The sequence below is a fragment of the Enterobacter cloacae complex sp. P13B genome (assembly GCF_014895915.1).
GTDB classification, from domain to species: Bacteria; Pseudomonadota; Gammaproteobacteria; order Enterobacterales; family Enterobacteriaceae; genus Enterobacter; species Enterobacter bugandensis.
Genome location: NZ_JADBQN010000018.1, coordinates 90,563 through 109,267, shown reverse-complemented (window position 1 = coordinate 109,267; position 18,705 = coordinate 90,563). Strand labels below are relative to the sequence as shown.

The 18,705-nt window shown below is 56.6% G+C and carries 16 protein-coding genes; 14 read left to right on the top strand and 2 right to left on the bottom strand.

Annotation, left to right across the window (positions count from 1 at the left end; translation table 11 throughout):
- Positions 1-288: 288 nt before the first annotated feature.
- Entirely contained in the window at positions 289-1,428 is a 1,140-nt protein-coding gene (gene queG, locus IM273_RS09935) for a tRNA epoxyqueuosine(34) reductase QueG (protein WP_028015248.1), read from the bottom strand.
- Between queG and nnr the strand changes: the two genes are divergently transcribed.
- The 14 genes from nnr to rlmB all read left to right on the top strand — a co-directional run bounded on the left by nnr (position 1,427) and on the right by rlmB (position 17,196).
- Positions 1,427-2,950, top strand: a complete 1,524-nt coding sequence (gene nnr, locus IM273_RS09930) for a bifunctional ADP-dependent NAD(P)H-hydrate dehydratase/NAD(P)H-hydrate epimerase (protein ID WP_193051146.1) — start codon at positions 1,427-1,429, stop codon at positions 2,948-2,950. The two genes, queG and nnr, sit on opposite strands and share 2 nt — an antisense overlap.
- Entirely contained in the window at positions 2,943-3,404 is a 462-nt protein-coding gene (tsaE, locus tag IM273_RS09925) for a tRNA (adenosine(37)-N6)-threonylcarbamoyltransferase complex ATPase subunit type 1 TsaE (RefSeq protein ID WP_028015250.1), read from the top strand. The genes nnr and tsaE overlap by 8 nt, the downstream gene beginning before the upstream one ends.
- 16 nt (positions 3,405-3,420) lie before the next feature.
- Complete coding sequence (gene amiB, locus IM273_RS09920; protein WP_028015251.1) at positions 3,421-4,755, top strand: N-acetylmuramoyl-L-alanine amidase AmiB; 1,335 nt, start codon at positions 3,421-3,423, stop codon at positions 4,753-4,755.
- A gap of 9 nt (positions 4,756-4,764) precedes the next feature.
- A complete protein-coding gene (gene mutL, locus IM273_RS09915; protein ID WP_028015252.1) occupies positions 4,765-6,609 on the top strand; it encodes a DNA mismatch repair endonuclease MutL in 1,845 nt (614 codons plus the stop codon).
- Complete coding sequence (gene miaA / locus IM273_RS09910; RefSeq protein WP_028015253.1) at positions 6,602-7,552, top strand: tRNA (adenosine(37)-N6)-dimethylallyltransferase MiaA; 951 nt, start codon at positions 6,602-6,604, stop codon at positions 7,550-7,552. The genes mutL and miaA overlap by 8 nt, the downstream gene beginning before the upstream one ends.
- Positions 7,553-7,637: 85 nt before the next feature.
- Positions 7,638-7,949, top strand: a complete 312-nt coding sequence (gene hfq, locus IM273_RS09905) for an RNA chaperone Hfq (protein WP_013095287.1) — start codon at positions 7,638-7,640, stop codon at positions 7,947-7,949.
- 73 nt (positions 7,950-8,022) lie between these two features.
- On the top strand, positions 8,023-9,303 hold the full coding sequence (hflX, locus tag IM273_RS09900; RefSeq protein WP_193051144.1) for a ribosome rescue GTPase HflX: 1,281 nt from the start codon (positions 8,023-8,025) through the stop codon (positions 9,301-9,303).
- Positions 9,304-9,359: 56 nt separating this feature from the next.
- Positions 9,360-10,619 (top strand): FtsH protease activity modulator HflK, encoded by a 1,260-nt coding sequence (gene hflK / locus IM273_RS09895; protein ID WP_028015254.1) that lies wholly within the window; start codon positions 9,360-9,362, stop codon positions 10,617-10,619.
- Positions 10,620-10,621: 2 nt separating this feature from the next.
- Positions 10,622-11,626 (top strand): protease modulator HflC, encoded by a 1,005-nt coding sequence (hflC, locus tag IM273_RS09890; protein WP_028015255.1) that lies wholly within the window; start codon positions 10,622-10,624, stop codon positions 11,624-11,626.
- Positions 11,627-11,697: 71 nt separating this feature from the next.
- Positions 11,698-11,895: a DUF2065 domain-containing protein gene (locus IM273_RS09885; protein ID WP_003855996.1), complete on the top strand. Its 198-nt coding sequence runs from the start codon at positions 11,698-11,700 to the stop codon at positions 11,893-11,895.
- A 104-nt stretch (positions 11,896-11,999) separates the two neighbouring features.
- Entirely contained in the window at positions 12,000-13,298 is a 1,299-nt protein-coding gene (locus IM273_RS09880) for an adenylosuccinate synthase (protein ID WP_006178975.1), read from the top strand.
- 192 nt (positions 13,299-13,490) lie between these two features.
- Entirely contained in the window at positions 13,491-13,916 is a 426-nt protein-coding gene (gene nsrR / locus IM273_RS09875; protein ID WP_028015256.1) for a nitric oxide-sensing transcriptional repressor NsrR, read from the top strand.
- A 38-nt stretch (positions 13,917-13,954) separates the two neighbouring features.
- Positions 13,955-16,396 (top strand): ribonuclease R, encoded by a 2,442-nt coding sequence (rnr, locus tag IM273_RS09870; RefSeq protein ID WP_028015257.1) that lies wholly within the window; start codon positions 13,955-13,957, stop codon positions 16,394-16,396.
- Between the two features lie 65 nt (positions 16,397-16,461).
- The gene (gene rlmB / locus IM273_RS09865; protein WP_041911487.1) at positions 16,462-17,196 is read left to right on the top strand and encodes a 23S rRNA (guanosine(2251)-2'-O)-methyltransferase RlmB; all 735 of its coding nucleotides are present in this window, start codon (positions 16,462-16,464) and stop codon (positions 17,194-17,196) included.
- 90 nt (positions 17,197-17,286) lie between these two features.
- Here rlmB and IM273_RS09860 read toward each other — a convergent pair whose 3' ends face one another.
- A complete protein-coding gene (locus tag IM273_RS09860) occupies positions 17,287-18,561 on the bottom strand; it encodes an MFS transporter (RefSeq protein ID WP_193051142.1) in 1,275 nt (424 codons plus the stop codon).
- Positions 18,562-18,705 lie beyond the last annotated feature (144 nt).

Below are 18,705 nucleotides of genomic sequence, written 5' to 3'. Positions count from 1 at the left end.
GTCTCGTTTCCCGCTCCAAATTCTTCTTCATCTCTAAAATATCCACAGCGAAAAGACGCGCTGGGGACGTTTTCTATTGCACCTGAAATACTCTTGTAAACAGAGTTATCCACAGAATTCGCGCTTTACCCAAACCGTGCAGAAAGTTAGCAGGGTGAATAATATCTTCCCAAGTCACTGTATTAATTGGATAAAATTTCATTTCAAAATGTTATTGAGATCACTTGACCTCTTCTCAAGTCCAGATGGTGCTTGAGTTTTTATTTTTATTCACAGGCTGTGAATATATCACGCATCCCGCGTAAGCCCTTTTTCAATCACCCTAACCAGCCGCTGTTTCTTAGGAAGCTGCACCTCGACCACGCAGGCATTTCGCTTCTCGATTTGCTGCGCAATCGCCCATTCTATGTGTTCATCAAGAAGTGGGTGCTCACCTCTACGGCTTTCGAGCGCCTGAATATTCGCTTCATCCCACGGGGCATTGCCCAGCGCGACGGCCACGTTTCGCAGCCAGCGCAGGTGGCCAATACGCCGAATAGCGGAACCTTCCGTCACCTTCAGGAACCAGGCTTCGGTCCAGGCGAACAGCTCAATAAGCTGTGGCGCATGCAGCGCTTTACGGGGGCTGAAGTCCTCTTCGTCCGTCAGCTGTGAATAGCGGTTCCACGGGCAAATCAGCTGGCAGTCGTCGCAGCCGTAGATCCGGTTGCCGATAAGCGGTCGGAATTCTTCCGGGATCGCCCCTTCGAGTTCGATGGTGAGATATGAAATACAGCGGCGGGCATCAACGGTGTAAGGCTCAACGATGGCGCCCGTCGGGCAGATGGTCATGCAGGCCACGCAGCGGCCACAGCCTTCCTCCACCGGGCCATCTACCGGCAGGGGTAAATCTATCAGCAGCTCACCGAGGAAGAAGAACGATCCGGCGTCGCGGCTCAGGATAAGTGAGTGCTTACCTGTCCAGCCAAGTCCGGCTTTTTCGGCGATCGGGCGCTCAAGAACAGGCGCGGAATCGACAAAGGGTCTAAAATTCAGCGAATCACAGTGCTGCTGAATGGTTTCCCCGAGTTTTTTTAAGCGGTTACGCAGAAGCTTATGGTAATCACGTCCCAGAGCGTACCGGCTGACGTAACCCAGGGAGGGATTTTTTAGCGTGCGCGCAAAGGCCGCGTTGGCAGGCAGGTAGTTCATGCGCACGCTGATGACGCGTAGTGTACCCGGTAAAAGTTCATGTGGACGGGCGCGCATCATGCCGTGACGCGCCATCCACTCCATTTCGCCGTGGTATTGTTTGTCCAGCCAGGCCTGCAGTTTTGGCTCGCTGGCAGAGAGGTCGGTATCGGTAATGCCTACCTTCTGGAAGCCAAGCTCAGCACCCCACTGTTTTATTTTTTGCGCTAATTCATTGAGATCGAGGGGCTGTGACATGACGGACCATACGGTGAAGAAAAACCCCGCAAGTATACCACATTCCATCTGGCATGCGGACGACCTCCGGCGCGCCGAAAAAGAGGCCGCAGACAGTCTCGGCATTACCCTTTATGAACTGATGCAGCGCGCGGGAGAGGCGGCGTTTAACGTTGCCCGCAGCGCGTACCCGCAGTCCACTCACTGGCTGATTTTGTGCGGGCACGGCAATAACGGCGGCGACGGCTACGTCGTTGCGCGTCTTGCCGTTGCAGCCGGTCTCCGCGTTACCCTGCTGGCGCTGGAGAGTGATAAGCCCCTGCCGGAAGAGGCCTGCGCGGCGCGGGAGGCATGGCTGAACGCAGGCGGCGTGATTCATGCTCCTGATATCGTCTGGCCGGAAGATGTTGATCTGATTGTTGATGGTCTGCTGGGGACCGGGCTACGCAGCGCGCCTCGCGAAAACATTGCCGCGCTTATTGAACACGCTAACGGGTACTCTGCACCGGTAATCGCGTTGGATATTCCGTCGGGCCTGATCGCGCAGACCGGCGCGACGCCTGGCGCCGTTATTCAGGCTGCGCACACCGTGACCTTTATCGCTCTGAAGCCGGGCCTGTTAACCGGAAAAGCGCGGGATGTGGTCGGCGTATTGCACCATAACGCGCTGGGGCTGGAGAGCTGGCTCGTTGGACAGGAAACGCTCCTGTCGCGCTTTGATTCCTCGCAGCTAAAAGAGTGGCTTCCGCCGCGCCGCCCAACGTCTCACAAGGGCGACAACGGCAGACTGGTGATTATTGGTGGCGATCGCGGTACGGCAGGAGCGGTTCGCATGACCGGTGAGGCGGCACTTCGCAGCGGTGCCGGGTTAGTGCGAGTACTCACTCGCATTGAAAATATTGCGCCAATCATCACAGCCCGACCGGAACTGATGGTCCATGAGCTTACGCCCCAGACGCTGGAAGAAAGCCTCGAATGGGCGGATGTGGTGGTTATTGGTCCCGGGCTTGGGCAACAGACATGGGGTAAACAGGCCCTGCAAAAGGTCGAGAATTTTCGTAAACCGATGCTGTGGGATGCCGACGCGCTTAACCTTCTGGCAATAAATCCGGATAAGCGTCACAATCGCATTCTGACGCCACACCCCGGCGAAGCCGCGCGCCTGCTTAACTGCAGCGTGGCAGAAATTGAAAGCGATCGCTTACTTTCTGCTCAGCGTCTGGTAAAACGTTACGGAGGTGTTGCCGTTTTGAAAGGGGCAGGAACCGTTGTCGCCAGTGACGAGACGCAGGGCATTATTGATGCCGGAAATGCGGGCATGGCGAGCGGCGGTATGGGCGATGTGCTTTCAGGCATCATCGGCGCATTGCTTGGACAGAAACTTCCCCTTTATGATGCAGCCTGTGCGGGCTGCGTGGCCCACGGCGCGGCAGCTGACAGGCTTGCTGCGCGGGAGGGGACACGCGGTATGCTGGCCACCGATCTCTTTTGCACGCTGCGGCGTGTTGTTAACCCGGATGTGATTGACGTAGAAAATGACTAATCGAGCGATTCCTTTACCTGATGAACAAGCCACTTTAGATCTCGGCAAGCGCGTGGCGCAGGCCTGTCAGGGGGCAACCGTCATTTATCTGTATGGCGATTTAGGTGCGGGTAAAACCACCTTCAGCCGGGGTTTTTTGCAGGCGTTAGGGCATAACGGGAACGTGAAAAGCCCTACCTACACGCTGGTCGAGCCGTACACCCTCGACAATCTTATGGTGTACCACTTTGATTTATACCGCCTTGCGGATCCTGAGGAGCTGGAATTTATGGGGATCCGTGATTATTTTGCCAACGACGCCATCTGCCTGGTGGAGTGGCCGCAACAAGGTGCGGGTGTGCTGCCTGACCCGGATGTCGAAATTCACTTAGATTACCAGGCTCAAGGGCGTGAGGCTCGCATCAGTGCGGTTTCCTCATCAGGGTGTTCCTTACTGGCGCGTCTCGCCGGTTAAGAGTAGGGATGACGGGATGATTAGTCGCGTTAAAGGTTGGGTGTTGGCTGCGACGGTGCTGCTGTGCGCGCAGGCCGGGGCGGCAAGCCTTTCGGATATTCAGGTGTCAAACGGCGAAAGCCAGGCGCGGATTACGTTCAGCTTTATGGGCGACCCTGAATACGCGTTTTCACAGCCAGACAGCCACAGCGTGGCGCTGGATATCAAACAGACAGGCGTGATCCAGGGGCTACCGCTGCGGTTCAGCGGTAACAACCTGGTGAAAAGTATCCGCTCGGGTACCCCTCAGGACAGCCAGTCACTGCGCCTGGTGGTCGATCTGACCGAAAAGGGCAAAACGAAGGCGGTGAAGCAGCAAAACGGGGCGAACTATACGGTGGTCTTCACCATCAATGCCGATGTTCCGCCGCCTCCGCCGCCACCGGTTGTCGCGAAACGCGTGGAAGAGCCGGTGTATACGCCTCGCCCATCGGAACCTGCGCGTAATCCGTTTAAATCGCAGAACGATCGCATCACCGCGGCAACCAGCAGTAACACGGTAACGCGTCCGGCGGTCAGCGCACGGCGTACGGTCAGCGGTGACAAAGTGATTATCGCCATTGATGCCGGGCACGGTGGACAGGATCCTGGAGCGATTGGCCCGGGCGGCACGCGAGAGAAAAATGTCACTATTGCGGTGGCCCGCAAGCTGCGGACGCTGTTAAACGATGATCCGATGTTTAAAGGCGTACTAACCCGCGACGGCGACTATTTTATCTCTGTGATGGGCCGCTCAGACGTGGCGCGCAAACAAAACGCCAATTTCCTGGTCTCCATTCACGCGGATGCCGCACCGAACCGTAACGCGACGGGCGCCTCGGTATGGGTCCTGTCGAACCGCCGGGCAAACAGCGAAATGGCCAACTGGCTGGAAGAGCATGAGAAACAGTCTGAACTGTTAGGCGGCGCGGGTGATGTGCTGGCAAACAGCCAGTCTGACCCATACCTCAGCCAGGCGGTGCTGGATTTACAATTCGGTCATTCTCAGCGCGTCGGGTATGATGTCGCCACTAACGTATTGAACCAGTTGCAGGGCATCGGGGCATTGCATAAGCGCCGCCCTGAACATGCGAGCCTGGGCGTTCTGCGCTCGCCGGATATTCCGTCAATTCTGGTAGAGACGGGCTTTATCAGCAATAACAGTGAAGAGCGCCTGCTGGGCAGCGACAGCTATCAGCAGCAAATTGCCGAAGCGATTTATAACGGTTTACGTAAATATTTTGAGGCGCATCCTCTGCAGTCCGCGCCGCAGGGCGGAGCAGCCCAGACGGCCAGCGCCGCGCAGCCGGGTGGGTTGACCGCCACAAATTAAGGAGATTTCATGCCGATTCAGGTTCTGCCGCCGCAGCTCGCGAACCAAATCGCCGCCGGTGAGGTGGTGGAACGCCCTGCGTCGGTGGTGAAGGAGCTGGTTGAAAATAGCCTCGATGCGGGCGCCACCCGCATTGATATTGATATCGAACGCGGCGGCGCAAAGCTTATCCGCATTCGCGACAACGGCTGCGGCATCAAAAAAGAGGAGCTGGCGCTGGCGCTGGCGCGTCATGCCACCAGTAAAATTGCCTCTCTGGATGACCTGGAAGCGATTATCAGCCTCGGTTTTCGCGGCGAAGCGCTGGCCAGTATCAGCTCGGTTTCTCGTTTAACGCTGACCTCCCGCACCGCTGAACAGCAGGAAGCCTGGCAGGCCTACGCTGAAGGGCGGGATATGGACGTCACGGTCAAACCCGCGGCGCACCCTGTCGGTACTACGCTGGAAGTTCTGGACCTGTTCTACAATACTCCCGCCCGCCGCAAGTTTATGCGTACCGAAAAAACCGAGTTCGGTCATATCGACGAGATCATCCGCCGAATTGCGCTCGCCCGTTTCGACGTCACCATCAACCTCAGCCATAACGGCAAGGTGATGCGCCAGTACCGCGCGGTGGCTGAAGGTGGTCAGAAAGAGCGACGGTTAGGCGCTATCTGCGGGACGCCGTTCCTGGAGCAGGCGTTGGCTATCGAGTGGCAGCACGGCGATCTGGCTTTACGCGGCTGGGTGGCCGATCCGAACGCCAGTAGCGCGGCGTATTCTGAAATTCAGTATTGCTACGTGAACGGCCGCATGATGCGCGACCGCCTCATTAACCACGCCATTCGCCAGGCCTGCGAAGACAAGCTGGGGGCCGATCAGCAACCGGCCTTTGTGCTTTATCTGGAGATCGACCCGCATCAGGTGGATGTCAACGTCCATCCTGCCAAGCATGAAGTGCGTTTCCATCAGTCGCGTCTGGTGCATGATTTTATCTACCAGGGCGTGCTGAGCGTGCTGCAACAGCAGCTTGAACCCACGCTGCCGCTGGAAAAAGAAGACTCCGCACCGCGCCCCATTCCGGAAAACCGTGTTGCTGCGGGCCGCAACCATTTTGCGGAGCCTGCCGTCGCGCGTGAACCAGACGCCCCGCGTTTCTCCTCTGCAGGAGCCGCGCCGCGTCCGACGGGCGTGAACTACCCGAACGCTCAGCCCGGCTATCAGAAGCAGCAGGGGGCGCTGTACCGTAAGCTGCTGGAAACGCCCGCAGTCGAGCGCAAAGAGCACGTTTCGGTGGCGACACCTTCCCTTGAAGGCCATAGCCAGAGTTTTGGCCGGGTACTGACGATTATCGCACCGGATATGGCCCTGCTTGAGCGCGACGGCAAACTGCTGCTTCTGGCGCTGCCGGTTGCCGAACGCTGGCTCAAGCAGGCGCAACTGACGCCGGGGGAACATGCGGCCTGTGCGCAGCCGTTATTGATCCCGGTTCGCCTGAAAATATCCGCTGAAGAAACAAGGGTATTGCAGCGTGCAGAGGCCCAGCTGGCGCAAATGGGCATTGAAATTGTGCTCGAACCACAACATGTGACAATTCGCGCAGTGCCTTTACCCTTACGCCAACAAAATTTACAAAACTTGATTCCTGAACTGATAGGCTACCTGGCGCAGCAAACATCGTTGGAGGCTGCCAACACCGCGCAGTGGATCGCCCGCCATCTGGCCAGCGAACATTCACCGTGGAGTATGGCGCAGGCGATTACCGTGCTGGCGGAGGTGGAACGCCTCTGCCCACAGCTGGTGAAAGCGCCGCCGGGTGGGTTATTACAACCTGTTGATTTAAAAACGGCGATGACCGCCCTGAAACATGACTGACGTAAGCAAGGCGAGCCTGCCAAAGGCAATTTTTTTAATGGGCCCAACGGCCTCTGGCAAAACAGCGTTAGCCATTGAGTTACGTAAAGTTTTGCCTGTAGAGTTGATTAGCGTTGATTCCGCCCTCATCTATCGAGGGATGGACATCGGCACGGCGAAGCCCGGCGCAGACGAACTGCGTGCGGCACCGCACCGTTTGCTGGATATTCTCGACCCGGCAGAGGCTTACTCCGCAGCGGATTTCCGCCGGGACGCCCTGGCTGAGATGGCCGAGATAACGGCGGCGGGGCGTATACCGCTGTTGGTTGGCGGAACCATGCTCTACTTCAAGGCGCTGCTCGAAGGTTTGTCACCCTTACCTTCTGCAGATCCTGAAATCAGAGCAAAGATTGAGCAGCAGGCGGCAGAGCAGGGGTGGGACGCATTGCATAAGCAACTGGCAGAGATTGACCCGGTTGCGGCGGCGCGAATCCATCCAAACGATCCGCAAAGGCTTTCCCGGGCACTGGAAGTTTTTTTCATTTCGGGTAAAACTTTAACGGAACTGACGCAAACGTCAGGAGACGCTCTGCCCTATCAGGTGCATCAGTTCGCCATCGCCCCGGCGAGCCGTGAACTGCTCCATCAACGAATTGAGCAGCGTTTTCATCAGATGTTGGCTTCAGATTTTGAAGCAGAAGTGCGGGCGCTATTTGCCCGTGGAGATTTGCATACGGATATGCCTTCCGTTCGTTGTGTGGGATACCGCCAGATGTGGTCGTATCTTGAAGGTGAGATTTCATACGATGAAATGGTTTATCGAGGTGTTTGCGCCACGAGACAGTTAGCGAAGCGCCAGATCACCTGGTTGCGCGGTTGGGAGGGGGTTCACTGGTTAGACAGTGAAAAACCGCAACAGGCGTTAAACGATGTGATTGAGGTTGTTGGTGATATCGCCCACTGAATGTGTACAATTGAGACGTATCGTGCGCAATTTTTCAGAATCGCAAGGTTCTAAGTACAAAACAAGCATATAAGGAAAAGATAGAATGGCTAAGGGGCAATCTTTACAAGATCCGTTCCTGAACGCATTGCGTCGGGAACGTGTTCCAGTTTCTATTTATTTGGTGAATGGTATTAAGCTGCAAGGTCAGATTGAGTCTTTCGATCAGTTCGTGATCCTGTTGAAAAACACGGTCAGCCAGATGGTCTACAAGCACGCTATCTCTACTGTTGTTCCGTCCCGTCCGGTCTCTCATCACAGCAATAACGCTGGCGGCGGCACAGGCAGTAACTACCATCATGGCAGCAACGCGCAGGGTTCTTCTGCTCCTGCGCAGGACAGCGACGAGACCGAATAAGGTTTTAGCTGTTATCCACACGGGGAGCCAGGGATCCTGCGTTCCCCGCTGATCTTTTTAGAGAGGTTTACGCTTGTTTGACCGTTATGATGCCGGTGAGCAGGCGGTGCTGGTACACATCTATTTTTCGCAAGACAAAGATATGGAAGACCTCCAGGAGTTTGAATCTCTGGTCTCTTCCGCCGGTGTCGAAGCAATGCAGGTGATTACCGGTAGCCGTAAAGCGCCGCACCCAAAGTATTTTGTTGGTGAAGGTAAAGCAGTAGAAATTGCGGATGCCGTAAAAGCAACCGGCGCGTCAGTCGTGTTGTTTGATCATGCGCTGTCTCCAGCCCAGGAGCGCAACCTGGAAGCTCTCTGCGAGTGCCGTGTTATCGATCGCACGGGATTGATTTTAGACATTTTTGCTCAGCGTGCCCGTACCCACGAGGGGAAACTGCAGGTTGAGCTGGCGCAGTTGCGCCATCTGGCGACGCGTCTGGTGCGTGGCTGGACCCACCTTGAAAGACAAAAAGGCGGGATTGGTTTGCGCGGTCCGGGTGAAACCCAGCTCGAAACCGACCGCCGTTTGCTGCGTGGCCGTATTACCCAGATCCTCTCACGTCTTGAACGTGTCGAGAAACAGCGTGAACAGGGGCGTCGGGCGCGAACCAAAGCCGACATCCCCACGGTGTCGCTGGTGGGCTATACCAACGCCGGTAAATCCACCCTGTTTAACCAGATAACCGAGGCCCAGGTGTATGCTGCAGACCAGCTGTTTGCGACCCTGGACCCGACGCTGCGCCGCATTGACGTTGCAGACGTGGGTGAAACAGTGCTGGCGGATACCGTAGGGTTTATCCGCCATCTGCCGCACGATCTGGTGGCGGCGTTTAAGGCGACGTTGCAGGAGACGCGTCAGGCGACTCTGCTGCTGCACGTGATTGATGCGGCTGACGTACGCGTGCAGGAGAACATCGACGCGGTGAACGTGGTGCTGGAAGAAATTGACGCCCACGAAATTCCCACCCTGATGGTGATGAATAAGATCGATATGCTGGAGGATTTCGAACCGCGTATCGACCGTGATGAAGAGAACAAACCGATTCGGGTCTGGCTTTCTGCTCAGGCCGGAATCGGTGTGCCACTGCTTTTCCAGGCTTTGACAGAACGTCTTTCCGGTGAGGTAGCTCAGCACACGCTGCGACTGCCGCCACAGGAAGGCAGGCTGCGCAGCCGGTTTTATCAGCTTCAGGCGATAGAAAAAGAGTGGATGGAGGATGACGGCAGCGTGGGGATGCAGGTGCGTATGCCGATCGTTGACTGGCGTCGCCTCTGTAAACAAGAACCTGCGCTGGCGGACTATATCGTCTGATCAGAAAGGGGAAGCCTGAAAAATTCGCCCTTGCATAACAAATATGGAGCATATACATGGCGTGGAATCAGCCCGGTAATAACGGACAAGACCGCGACCCGTGGGGAAGCAGCAATAATCAAGGCGGCAACTCTGGGGGAAATGGCAACAAAGGTGGTCGCGAGCAGGGGCCGCCGGATCTGGATGATATCTTCCGCAAGCTGAGCAAAAAGCTTGGTGGCCTTGGCGGAGGAAAAGGTTCTGGCTCGGGTGGCAGTTCCAGCCAGGGACCGCGCCCGCAATTAGGTGGCCGCCTGGTGGGCATCGTTGCTGCCGGGCTGGTGATCGTCTGGGCAGCCAGCGGGTTCTACACCATTAAAGAAGCAGAACGCGGCGTGGTCACCCGTTTCGGTAAGTTCAGCCATCTGGTTGAGCCGGGCCTGAACTGGAAGCCGACCTTCATTGACGATGTGACTGCGGTAAACGTGGAGTCCGTCCGTGAACTGGCCGCCTCCGGCGTGATGCTGACGTCTGACGAAAACGTGGTGCGCGTTGAGATGAACGTGCAGTACCGCGTGACCGATCCTGAGCGTTATCTGTTTAGCGTGACCAGCGCCGATGACAGCCTGCGTCAGGCGACCGACAGCGCCCTGCGTGGTGTGATCGGCAAATACACCATGGACCGCATCCTGACCGAAGGTCGTACCGTTATTCGTAGCGATACCCAGCGCGAGCTGGAAGAGACGATTCGTCCGTACAACATGGGTATCACCCTGCTGGACGTCAACTTCCAGGCTGCACGTCCGCCGGAAGAGGTGAAGGCCGCGTTTGACGATGCGATTGCTGCCCGTGAAAACGAACAGCAGTACATCCGCGAAGCAGAAGCGTACACCAACGAAGTTCAGCCGCGTGCTAACGGCCAGGCGCAGCGTATTCTGGAAGAGGCGCGAGCGTATAAGACCCAGACCATCCTGGAAGCTCAGGGTGAAGTGGCTCGCTTCGCGCGCATCCTGCCGGAATACAAAGCCGCCCCGGAAATTACCCGCGAGCGTCTGTATATCGAGACTATGGAAAAAGTGCTGAGCCACACCCGCAAAGTGCTGGTTAACGACAGCAAAGGCGGAAACCTGATGGTTCTGCCGCTGGATCAGATGCTGAAAGGCGGTTCTGCACCGGCAGCGAAAGACACCAGCGGAGCGAACAACCTGCTGCGTCTGCCGCCAGCCTCATCAGGCAGCTCCAGCGCGAACACAACGCCTTCTTCGAACGATGGTGACATTATGGACCAACGCCGTGCTAACGCGCAGCGTAACGACTACCAGCGTCAGGGGGAATAAGGATGCGTAAGTCAGTTATTGCGATCATCGTCATCGTACTGGTCGTGCTGTATACCTCGATCTTTGTGGTGAAAGAGGGCGAGCGTGGGATCAAGTTTCAGTTCAGCAGCGTCGTGCGTGATGGCGACAAACGTCCGGTGATTTACGAGCCGGGCCTGCACTTCAAGGTGCCGTTCATTCAGTCTGTGAAAACGCTTGATGCGCGTATCCAGACCATGGATAACCAGGCCGACCGTTTCGTGACTAAAGAGAAGAAAGACCTGATCGTTGATTCTTACATCAAATGGCGCATCAGCGATTTTAGCCGCTACTTCCTGGCAACGGGCGGCGGTGACGTGTCTCAGGCAGAAGTGCTGCTGAAACGTAAGTTCTCTGACCGTCTGCGTTCTGAAATTGGTCGTCTTGATGTGAAAGACATCGTGACCGACTCCCGCGGTCGTCTGACCCTGGAAGTGCGCGATGCGCTGAACTCCGGTACAGCGGGCACCGAAGACGAAGTGGCGACGCCAGCAGCGGATGACGCGATTGCTAAAGCGGCCGAACGCGTTCAGGCTGAAACCAACGGTAAAGTGCCGGTGATCAACCCGAACAGTATGGCGGCGCTGGGTATCGAAGTGGTTGACGTGCGTATCAAGCAGATCAACCTCCCAGCGGAAGTGTCCGAGGCGATCTACAACCGTATGCGCGCCGAGCGTGAAGCGGTAGCCCGTCGTCACCGTTCACAGGGTCAGGAAGAGGCTGAAAAACTGCGTGCGGCAGCGGACTATGAAGTGACCAAGACGCTGGCGGAATCAGAGCGTCAGGGCCGTATCCTGCGCGGCGAAGGCGATGCGGAAGCGGCGAAGCTGTTTGCCGATGCATTCAGCCAGGATCCAGACTTCTACGCCTTTATCCGTAGCCTGCGCGCTTATGAGAATAGCTTTAAGAGCAACCAGGACGTGATGGTGCTCAGCCCGGACAGCGATTTCTTCCGTTATATGAAGACGCCGACCAACGCAACGCGATAAACTCAGGCTCGTTTGAGTATTCAAACCACCGCTCCCAACGGAGCGGTGGTTTTCTTTTATAAGGATGAAAAATGAATTCAACGATCTGGCTCGCGCTGGCCCTGGTTCTGGTGCTGGAAGGTCTCGGCCCGATGCTCTATCCGCGCGCATGGCGTCGTATGATCGCGACCATGAGCCAGCTACCGGATAATATTTTGCGTCGTTTCGGCGGCGGTCTTGTGGTTGCCGGTATCGTTATCTACTACATGTTGAGGAAAACGATTGGCTGATCAAAAACTAGCCGCAATTGGCGTATTTTAAGGTCAAAAAGTGCTGTATATCTGAAAAAGCGATGGTAGAATCCATTTTTAAGCAAACGGTGATTTTGAAAAAAATGGGTAACAACGTCGTCGTACTGGGCACCCAATGGGGTGACGAAGGTAAAGGGAAGATTGTCGATCTTCTGACTGAACGGGCTAAATATGTTGTACGCTACCAGGGCGGTCACAACGCAGGCCATACTCTCGTAATCAACGGTGAAAAAACCGTCCTCCATCTTATTCCATCAGGCATTCTTCGCGAAAACGTCACCAGCATCATCGGTAACGGCGTTGTGCTGTCTCCTGCTGCGCTGATGAAAGAGATGAAAGGTCTGGAAGACCGTGGTATCCCTGTTCGTGAGCGTCTGCTGCTCTCCGAAGCCTGCCCGCTGATCCTGGACTATCACGTGGCGCTGGACGTGGCGCGTGAAAAAGCGCGTGGCGCGAAAGCGATCGGCACCACCGGTCGTGGTATCGGCCCGGCTTACGAAGATAAAGTTGCACGTCGCGGTCTGCGCGTCGGTGACCTCTTCGACAAAGCGACCTTCGCTGAAAAACTGAAAGAAGTGATGGAATATCACAACTTCCAGCTGGTGAACTTCTACAAAGCTGACGCTGTTGACTACCAGAAAGTGCTGGATGACGTCATGGCGATTGCAGACATTCTGACCGGTATGGTTGTTGATGTGTCCGATCTGCTGGACCAGGCGCGCAAGCGTGGCGATTTCGTCATGTTCGAAGGTGCGCAGGGTACGCTGCTGGACATCGACCACGGTACCTATCCGTACGTTACTTCTTCTAACACCACCGCGGGTGGCGTGGCGACCGGCTCTGGCCTGGGTCCACGTTATGTGGATTACGTTCTGGGCATCATCAAAGCGTACTCTACTCGCGTAGGTGCGGGTCCATTCCCGACCGAACTGTTTGATGAAACCGGCGAGTTCCTGTGCAAGCAGGGTAACGAGTTTGGTGCGACCACCGGTCGTCGTCGTCGTACCGGCTGGCTGGATGCGGTTGCCGTGCGTCGCGCAGTGCAGATCAACTCCCTGTCTGGCTTCTGCCTGACCAAGCTGGACGTACTGGACGGCCTGAAAGAAGTGAAAATCTGCGTAGGTTACCGTATGCCAGATGGCCGCGAAGTGACCACCACTCCGCTGGCTGCTGACGACTGGGAAGGCATTGAGCCAATCTACGAAACCATGCCGGGCTGGTCTGAGACCACCTTCGGTGTGAAAGAGCGTAGCGGCCTGCCGCAGGCGGCGCTGGATTACATCAAGCGCATTGAAGAACTGACCGAAGTGCCGATCGATATTATTTCTACCGGCCCGGATCGTACTGAAACGATGATCCTGCGCGACCCGTTCGACGCATAATCTTCGTGACTGCTGGCCTGCGGGGAGACCCGTAGGCCGGATAAGCGTAGCGCCAACCGGCGACCGCTCCTGGATCTCCGCTTTTTCGCCCCGTCTGTCAAATAAATTAGCCGCTAACTATCTGGCTGGTTTATCATCATTAATGAATATCTCTGCGGTTTGACCGCGTTTTCCCTTTTTCCTGAGGTTGATGTGCAGTTAACAAGTTTCACCGATTACGGCTTACGCGCGCTGATTTACATGGCGTCGTTACCCGAAGGGAAGATGACCAGTATCTCTGAAGTGACAGAGGTATACGGTGTATCCCGTAATCATATGGTCAAAATAATCAATCAACTTAGCCGTGCCGGATACGTTGCTGCCGTCCGCGGGAAGAATGGAGGGATCCGTCTTGGTAAACCGGCACAGAGTATTCGTATCGGGGATGTGGTACGCGAGCTGGAGCCCTTGTCTCTGGTGAACTGCAGCAGCGCGTTCTGCCACATTACGCCCGCTTGCCGCCTGAAACAGGCGCTTTCAAAGGCCGTGCAAAGTTTTCTCAAGGAACTGGATAACTACACGCTGGCCGATTTGGTTGAAGAGAATCAACCGCTTTATAAATTATTGCTGGTGGAATGAAGAAAATTTCCACCGGAGCTGACAACGGAGGAACCGACATGTCACAAGATCCTTTCCAGGAACGCGAAGCCGAAAAATACGCGAATCCTATCCCCAGCCGCGAGTTCATCATTGAACACTTAACAAAACGCGAAAAACCCGCCAATCGTGAAGAACTTGCCGTTGAATTAAATATTGAAGGTGAAGAGCAAATTGAAGCCCTTCGCCGCCGCCTGCGCGCGATGGAGCGTGACGGGCAACTGGTCTTTACCCGCCGCCAGTGCTACGCGCTGCCGGAACGCCTCGATCTGCTGAAAGGGACCGTCATAGGTCACCGCGATGGCTTTGGCTTCCTGCGCGTGGAAGGCCGTAAGGACGACCTTTACCTCTCATCCGAACAGATGAAAATGTGCATTCACGGCGACCAGATCCTGGCGCAGCCGCTGGGTGCAGACCGTAAAGGCCGCCGCGAAGCACGCGTGGTTCGCGTGCTGGTGCCAAAAACCAGCCAGATTGTGGGCCGCTACTTTACCGATGCGGGCGTAGGCTTCGTGGTGCCGGACGACAGCCGTCTGAGCTTCGATATTCTGATCCCACCTGAAGAGGTGATGGGCGCGCGTATGGGCTTTGTGGTGGTGGTTGAACTCACCCAGCGTCCGACCCGTCGCACCAAAGCGGTCGGTAAAATCGTCGAAGTGCTGGGCGATAACATGGGCACCGGCATGGCCGTCGATATGGCGCTGCGTACCCATGAAATTCCGTACGTCTGGCCGAAAGCGGTCGAAGAGCAGATCGAAAACCTGCGCGAAGAAGTACCGGAAGAGTCCAAAGCGGGCCGTGTGGATCTCCGCAGTCTGCCGCTGGTCACCATTGACGGTGAAGACGCTCGCGACTTCGATGACGCGGTCTACTGCGAGAAAAAACGCGGCGGCGGCTGGCGTCTGTGGGTGGCCATTGCTGACGTAAGCTACTACGTTCGTCCGCACACGCCGCTGGATAACGAAGCGCGCAGCCGTGGTACCTCGGTCTACTTCCCGTCGCAGGTGGTACCGATGCTGCCGGAAGTGCTCTCCAACGGCCTGTGCTCCCTGAACCCGCAGGTTGACCGTCTCTGTATGGTATGTGAGATGACCATCTCCACCAAAGGGCGCTTAACGGGCTACAAATTCTACGAAGCGGTAATGAGCTCGCACGCGCGTCTGACCTATACCAAGGTCTGGCATATGCTGCAGGGCGACCAGGACCTTCGCGAGCAGTACGCGCCGCTGGTTAAACACATTGAAGAGCTGCATAACCTCTACAAAACGCTGGAGCAGGCGCGCGAAGAGCGCGGCGGGATCTCCTTTGAGAGCGAAGAAGCGAAGTTTATCTTCAACGCCGAGCGCCGCATTGAGCGTATCGAACAGACCCAGCGTAACGATGCGCACAAGCTGATCGAAGAGTGTATGATTCTGGCGAATATCTCGGCGGCACGCTTCGTTGAGAAAGCCAAAGAACCTGCGCTGTTCCGTATTCACGATAAGCCGACCACGGAAGCCATTACGTCGTTCCGCTCCGTGCTGGCTGAGCTCGGCCTGGAGCTGCCTGGCGGTAATAAGCCTGAGCCACGCGATTACGCCGAACTGCTGGAATCCATCAGCGATCGTCCTGACGCGGAAATGCTGCAGACGATGCTGCTGCGCTCCATGAAGCAGGCGATTTACGATCCGGAAAACCGGGGGCACTTCGGCCTGGCGCTGCAGTCTTACGCGCACTTTACCTCGCCGATCCGCCGTTATCCGGATCTGTCACTGCACCGCGCGATCAAGTATCTGCTGGCGCACGAGCAGGGCCATAAAGGCAACACGACTGAAACCGGTGGGTATCACTACTCCATGGACGAAGTGCTGCAACTGGGTCAGCACTGTTCCATGACCGAGCGCCGTGCGGATGAAGCGACGCGCGACGTGGCGGACTGGCTGAAGTGTGACTTTATGCTGGATCAGGTGGGCAACGTCTTTAAGGGCGTGATTGCCAGCGTGACCGGCTTTGGTTTCTTCGTGCGTCTGGATGAGCTGTTTATCGACGGTCTGGTGCACGTCTCCAGCCTGGATAATGACTACTACCGCTTCGACCAGGTCGGTCAGCGTCTGATTGGCGAATCAGGCGGCCAGACCTACCGTCTGGGCGATCGCGTGGAAGTGAAGGTCGAAGCCGTGAATATGGACGACCGTAAAATCGACTTCAGCCTGATCTCCAGCGAGCGCGCGCCGCGTAACGTCGGTAAAACCGAGCGTGAAAGGGCGAAAAAAGGCGGAAACGGCAAAGCGAGCGGTAAACGTCGCCAGGCGGGCAAAAAGGTAAACTTCGAGCCGGACAGCGCGTTCCGCGGCGAGAAGAAACAGAAGCCAAAGGCGGCGAAGAAAGAGGCTCGCTCAGCGAAAAAGCCTTCCGCGAAGACGCAGAAAATCGCTGCCGCGACAAAAGCAAAGCGCGCAGCCAAGAAAAAGCAGGCGGAGTAATTCTCCCCTCACCCTGACCCTCTCCCCAACCGGGAGAGGGGAAATATTTATTACGAGAACCATCAATGAGTGAAATGATTTACGGCATCCACGCGGTGCAGGCCCTTCTCGAGCGCGCACCGGAGCGTTTTCAGGAAGTGTTTATTCTGAAAGGTCGTGAAGACAAACGTCTGATGCCGCTGATCCACGCGCTGGAAGCGCAGGGCGTGGTGATCCAGCTGGCGAACCGCCAGTTCCTGGATGAGAAAAGCGAAGGCGCGGTGCACCAGGGGATCATTGCCCGCGTGAAGCCGGGCCGTCAGTATCAGGAAAACGATCTGCCGGATCTGATTGCCGCGCTGGAAAACCCGTTTTTCCTGATTCTGGATGGCGTCACCGATCCACATAACCTCGGCGCGTGCCTGCGCAGCGCGGATGCGGCGGGCGTGCACGCGGTGATCGTACCGAAAGATCGCTCTGCCCAACTGAACGCGACGGCGAAGAAAGTGGCCTGCGGCGCGGCGGAAAACGTTCCGCTGATCCGCGTGACCAACCTGGCGCGCACCATGCGTCTGCTGCAGGAAGAAAATATCTGGATCGTCGGTACCGCGGGCGAAGCGGATCATACTCTGTATCAGAGCAAAATGACCGGCCGTCTGGCGCTGGTGATGGGGGCGGAAGGTGAAGGCATGCGTCGTCTGACGCGCGAGCACTGCGACGAGCTGATCAGCATCCCGATGGCGGGCAGCGTGTCGTCTCTGAACGTTTCCGTTGCAACGGGTATCTGCCTGTTTGAAGCGGTGCGCCAGCGCGGAGAATAAACAGCAAGGCCGTCCAAAGGACGGCCTTTAGTGTTTTCTCCCTCTCCCCGTGGGAGAGGGCCGGGGTGAGGGCGCCAGACGGTGACAACCTCACTCCTCTAACGACCGTAAATGGTCATCCTTCCTGAGCGTCATCAGCGCGAAAATACTCACCACCGCCGTTGCCATCACGTAATAGGCCGGAATGTCCAGGTTGCCCGTCTGCTTAATCAGCCCGGTAATGATTAACCCCGCACAGCCCGAAAAAATCGCGTTCGATAACGAATAGGCCAGCCCCAGTCCCGTATAGCGCACGCGCGTCGGGAACATCTCAGACAGCATCGCCGGCCCCGGCCCTGCCAGCATCCCTACCAGACCGCCCGCAATCAGCACCACAATCGCTTTGACCGCCATCGTGCTGGATTCCGCCTGCAAAATTTTCAGCAGCGGCAGGGCGAGGATCAGCAGGAGCACGGTGGCGATAATCATCACCGTTCGCCGCCCGATCCTGTCGCTCAGCATTCCCGACGGAATGATGGTGAGCGCAAACCCAATGTTAGAAATCACCGCTATCAGCAGCGCCTGATTAAACCCGGTGTGCAGCGCAGACTGCAGATAGGTCGGCATGATCACGAGGTAGGTATACCCCGCCGCGGACCAGACCATCACGCGGCCAATGCCCATCAGGATGGTTTTGAGCGTGGCGGAAGTACTGGCCTGAGCAATGACCGCTTTTTCCTTCTGCTGCACAAAGCTCGGCGTCTCTTCCATGCTCACCCGCAGCCACAGCGCAACCGCGCCCATCGGCAGGGCAAGGAAGAATGGAATGCGCCAGCCCCAGTCGTGCAGGGCTTCAGGCGTGAGGAGGGCAGAGAGCAGCGCGACAATACCTGCGCCCGCTAACAGCCCGAGCGCCACGGTAAAGGACTGCCACGCGCCGTACAGACCGCGCTTGCCGCGCGGGGCGAACTCCGTCATCAGTGAGACCGCACCGCCGTACTCGCCGCCCGCGAACAGGCCCTGCAGGATGCGCAGCAGCGTAACGATCAGCGGCGCAGCAATGCCGATGCTGGCGTAGACGGGAACGATGCCGATGGCCGTGGTGGCGAGCGTCATTAGCGCCAGCACAATAATCAGCGTCGGTTTTCGGCCTATCCTGTCACCAATGCGGCCAAATACCACCGCACCCAGCGGACGGAAGAAGAAGGCAATGGCAAACGAGGCCCAGGTGAGGATCAGACTGGTCAGTCCCGCCTCTCCCTCAAGCTGGAAGAAGTTCTTCGCAATCACGGTCGCCAGAAAACCGTAGACCGCAAACTCATACCACTCGATAAAGTTACCAATGGAGCCTGCAATTAATGCTCGCTTGTGCGCATCCTGTTGCATAACGATCCTCACAAAGACGGGTTAAGAATAAATTATTCAACATAAGAGAAGTAATGAAATAGTTTATTCTTATGTTCTGTGAGCTATTTCACGAATGATATCAGCGGGATCGCCATCGTGTGACCTCACTCCCATGCAGCGTTC

What these genes read in the sequence shown, in the direction of transcription:
- mutL (WP_028015252.1), top strand. Translation starts at nt 4,765, where the DNA reads ATGCCGATTCAGGTTCTGCCGCCGCAGCTCGCGAACCAAATCGCCGCC.
- IM273_RS09885 (WP_003855996.1), top strand. Translation starts at nt 11,698, where the DNA reads ATGAATTCAACGATCTGGCTCGCGCTGGCCCTGGTTCTGGTGCTGGAA.
- hflC (WP_028015255.1), top strand. Translation starts at nt 10,622, where the DNA reads ATGCGTAAGTCAGTTATTGCGATCATCGTCATCGTACTGGTCGTGCTG.
- IM273_RS09880 (WP_006178975.1), top strand. Translation starts at nt 12,000, where the DNA reads ATGGGTAACAACGTCGTCGTACTGGGCACCCAATGGGGTGACGAAGGT.
- rlmB (WP_041911487.1), top strand. Translation starts at nt 16,462, where the DNA reads ATGAGTGAAATGATTTACGGCATCCACGCGGTGCAGGCCCTTCTCGAG.
- tsaE (WP_028015250.1), top strand. Translation starts at nt 2,943, where the DNA reads ATGACTAATCGAGCGATTCCTTTACCTGATGAACAAGCCACTTTAGAT.
- rnr (WP_028015257.1), top strand. Translation starts at nt 13,955, where the DNA reads ATGTCACAAGATCCTTTCCAGGAACGCGAAGCCGAAAAATACGCGAAT.
- hflK (WP_028015254.1), top strand. Translation starts at nt 9,360, where the DNA reads ATGGCGTGGAATCAGCCCGGTAATAACGGACAAGACCGCGACCCGTGG.
- nnr (WP_193051146.1), top strand. Translation starts at nt 1,427, where the DNA reads ATGACGGACCATACGGTGAAGAAAAACCCCGCAAGTATACCACATTCC.
- queG (WP_028015248.1), bottom strand. Translation starts at nt 1,428, where the DNA reads ATGTCACAGCCCCTCGATCTCAATGAATTAGCGCAAAAAATAAAACAG.
- IM273_RS09860 (WP_193051142.1), bottom strand. Translation starts at nt 18,561, where the DNA reads ATGCAACAGGATGCGCACAAGCGAGCATTAATTGCAGGCTCCATTGGT.
- amiB (WP_028015251.1), top strand. Translation starts at nt 3,421, where the DNA reads ATGATTAGTCGCGTTAAAGGTTGGGTGTTGGCTGCGACGGTGCTGCTG.
- miaA (WP_028015253.1), top strand. Translation starts at nt 6,602, where the DNA reads ATGACTGACGTAAGCAAGGCGAGCCTGCCAAAGGCAATTTTTTTAATG.
- hfq (WP_013095287.1), top strand. Translation starts at nt 7,638, where the DNA reads ATGGCTAAGGGGCAATCTTTACAAGATCCGTTCCTGAACGCATTGCGT.